The organism is Arthrobacter sp. (assembly GCF_031179385.1).
GTDB lineage: Bacteria > Actinomycetota > Actinomycetes > Actinomycetales > Micrococcaceae > Arthrobacter_D.
Map to the genome: position 1 here is coordinate 1 of NZ_JAPSHV010000199.1, position 3,071 is coordinate 3,071.

The following is a 3,071-nucleotide window of genomic DNA, read 5'->3' on the forward strand; positions in this document are numbered from 1 at the left end:
GTGCCGCCGCTGTGAAGGGACCGCCGGGCCGCCGCGAGCACGTCCACCGGGTAGGGCAGATCGTGGATGCATTCGAAGGCGAAGACCACGTCGAACTGCTGCTCGGGCATTCCGGCGGCGTCGACCACCTGGAACCGGGCGGTGCTATCGACACTTGAGGCGTTGCTGTTGGCCAGCTCGATCGATGCCTGGTCAATGTCAAACCCCGTGATCTGGGCCGTAGGGAATGTTCGGGCGAGTGCGATGGTGGACCAACCGGCCCCACAGCCGATGTCGGCGACGGACGCTCCCTCCCCATGCAAGCGAGCCACCAGGTCCGGCGCCTGCCGCAGCGCACCGGCGAGTTCGTGCTCGAACCAGGGCCGGTTCATGTCCGCCTGGGATTCCCGCGCGTCCTCGCCAAACTCGGACCAGCCGACACCCGTACCCTCCCGGTACGCGGCCTGAAGCGCCGGAAGCTGCACCGCCGCACCCGCGATCATCCTTGCCAGCGGGGCAAGGTAGTTAAGGCTGGTGGAATCGGTCAGTACCTCCGCCGCCCCGGCAGGCAGCGTGAAGCGGCGGGCGTCGCCGTCGTCGTTTGCGGTCAGCAGGCCTGTGATGGCCTGCTGCTCGAGCCATTCGCGTGCATACCGCTCAGAGGTACCGGTGCGCTCCGCGAGTTCGGTGGACGAAGCAGGACCGTCTGATGCCAGGGCGTTGTACCAGCCGAGCCGATCGCCGAGGTGGATGGCAAGCACGTCCATGGTGCCGAGGGCCGCGTTGAACACGCGCTCGGCAACGGCCTCTGCGTCAGGTTCGGAAGCCACGTTTCCTCCGTGATTGAGGTTCGTTTGAACCTAGGATGGACCCGCGGGAACTGGCTGACAAGGAGGAGTTGCAGCCCTATGTTCGGGGCGGACGATAAGGAGTATCTTGAGCCAATGAAACACTTACGAATTGCGGCCAGCGCACTCCTGGCGTCGGGTCTCGTTGCGGGTTCGTCCATTCTGCCAGCGTCGGCAGGCGACCGCGGATCTCTCGACTATGTCGCCCTTGGCGACTCGTACGCGGCCGGTGTCGGGGCCGGCTCCCTCGGAGTCTGCGGCCAGTCTCCGCTCGGATATCCCGGCTTACTGGATGAGCGGAAGCAGATTGAGCTGACGGTCAATGCGACCTGCGGCGGCGACACCGTGGCGGCGGTCTTTGGCGAACTCGGCGCCCTCGATGCCGGTACTGAGTTGGTGACGCTGACGGTCGGCGGCAACGATGTCCAATACCTCAACATCATTTCTCTCTGCGTTCAGAGCCCTAACACCTGCGAGCAGACCGTGAACGGGGCGCTATTCCTTGCCCAGCGTGATCTCGCCCCCGCGTTGGCGGCGCTGTACCGCAACATTGCGACTGCGGCTCCGAACGCCGAGGTAGTGGTGACGGGCTACCCGCATCTGTTCTCACCGGAATTCGGTAACGCGATCACACTTCCCATCATCAATCCGGCTACCGGCCAGCCGTTTACCCTCAGTACCGCCGAGCAACAAACACTCAACGACGGCACGGACGTGCTCAACGAGATCATCCGGACTCAGGCGACACTTGCCGGCTTCACCTACGTCGACGTCGTCAAGCGGTTCGACAAGCACGGTCTCGGTTCACCGCAGCCGTGGATCCAGCCCTTCACGGACCCGAGCGCCCTCCACCCCAACGCTAAGGGCTACAAGAACGGGTACCTTCACGAGATCCGGAACGCCCTCAACTAGGAACTATTTCACCGTAATGATCGCCTGCACCGGCGTGTGGTCCGAGGGCCACGCGCCGTTGTAGCGCGTGGTGTTGATGCCCATCTCGCACACGGTGACTTCCGCGTTCACCATCAGCCAGTCAATCCGCTTGCGCCCCTGCTTCGGGGCGCGGTAGTGCGGAAAAGTTCCCCACAGCTCAGTCAGCCGCTCCTGCGCTGCGTCCCAGGCATCGGCGAGCACCTCGCCGCTGGTCAACACTTCGTAGGGCTGCGACGCCGCGCCGGTATTAAAGTCACCCATGACGACGACGGCGCCCTCCGTCCGCGCTACAAGAGACCGGATTGCCTCCGCCGACCGCTGGCGGGACTTTCGTGACATGTGGTCCAGGTGGGTATTGACGGCGGTCAGTTCTTTACCCGTGGCGCGATCCCGGAAGCGACCGGTCACGACAATGCGGGGGATGAGATTTCCCCAGTCGTTGGAGCCGGGCCTGTCCGGGGTGTTAGAGAGAGCGTCCTGGTCCCAGTCAAGGAGCTCGAGGCGGTCGGCGTCGTAGACAATCGGGCATTGCTCACCGTCGCCGTCGGCGTTGCGGCCTCGGCCGATACTGCTGTAATGCTCACCGAGGCCTTCAAGGATCGCGGGCAACTGGTCAGGAAGGGCTTCCTGAACGCCAAGGATGGTGGGTTGCTCGGCCGAAAGCAGGCGGCGGACCAGTGGTTCCCGGCGTCCCCAGAAATCATGGCTCCATGGGTTCACGTGAGCCACCCGGCGCCGGATGTTGTAGGTCATGATGTGCAGCTGGGGCGCCTCAACAGGTCCGATCAGTGGCTTGTCTGCTAGGGCGGTCCGCTCACTCATGAAAAAACCATAGTCCTTTTGGCCCTCGCGCGGGCCGGCTATTTCAGTCGTCCCAGGTGAAGAAGCCCTGACCGGCCTTTCGTCCCAGTTCCCCGCGTGCCACTTTCTCCCGCAGGATCTGCGGCGGTTCGAACCGCTCCCCCAGCGTAGACGCAAGGTACTCGGCGATCCCGAGCCTGACGTCCAGCCCGACGATGTCGGTGGTCCTCAACGGGCCGACCGGATGTTTGTAGCCAAGCACCATCGCCGTATCGATGTCCTCGGCAGAAGCAACGCCCTCCTCGACCATGCGCATCGCTTCCAGCGCGATCGCTACGCCAAGGCGCGAGCTGGCAAAACCCGGCGCGTCCCTGACCACAACTGGCGTTTTTCCCAGCGCTTCGGTCCACCCGCGCGCCAGTTCCGCGAGTTCCGCAGAGGTTTTGGGCGCCAGCACCACCTCAATGAGCGTCGAGGCGGGCACCGGATTGAAAAAGTGCAAACCGCAGA

Annotated in this window: 4 protein-coding genes; 1 reads left to right on the forward strand and 3 read right to left on the reverse strand. The window is 64.1% G+C overall.

Annotation, left to right across the window (positions count from 1 at the left end; all coding sequences use genetic code 11):
* On the reverse strand, positions 1-809 hold an 809-nt coding region (locus RIF85_RS15395), incomplete at its 3' end, for a class I SAM-dependent methyltransferase (protein WP_309072779.1).
* Positions 810-923: 114 nt separating this feature from the next.
* On the opposite strand from RIF85_RS15395, the gene RIF85_RS15400 reads away from it, so the two are divergent.
* Complete coding sequence (locus RIF85_RS15400) at positions 924-1,739, forward strand: SGNH/GDSL hydrolase family protein (RefSeq protein WP_309072780.1); 816 nt, start codon at positions 924-926, stop codon at positions 1,737-1,739.
* Positions 1,740-1,742: 3 nt separating this feature from the next.
* On the opposite strand, the gene RIF85_RS15405 is transcribed toward RIF85_RS15400, so the two are convergent.
* Both RIF85_RS15405 and RIF85_RS15410 read right to left on the reverse strand, forming a co-directional pair.
* Positions 1,743-2,582 (reverse strand): endonuclease/exonuclease/phosphatase family protein, encoded by an 840-nt coding sequence (locus tag RIF85_RS15405; RefSeq protein ID WP_309072781.1) that lies wholly within the window; start codon positions 2,580-2,582, stop codon positions 1,743-1,745.
* Positions 2,583-2,625: 43 nt separating this feature from the next.
* The coding region (locus RIF85_RS15410; RefSeq protein WP_309072782.1) for a 3-hydroxyacyl-CoA dehydrogenase family protein at positions 2,626-3,071 on the reverse strand (446 nt) is incomplete at its 5' end.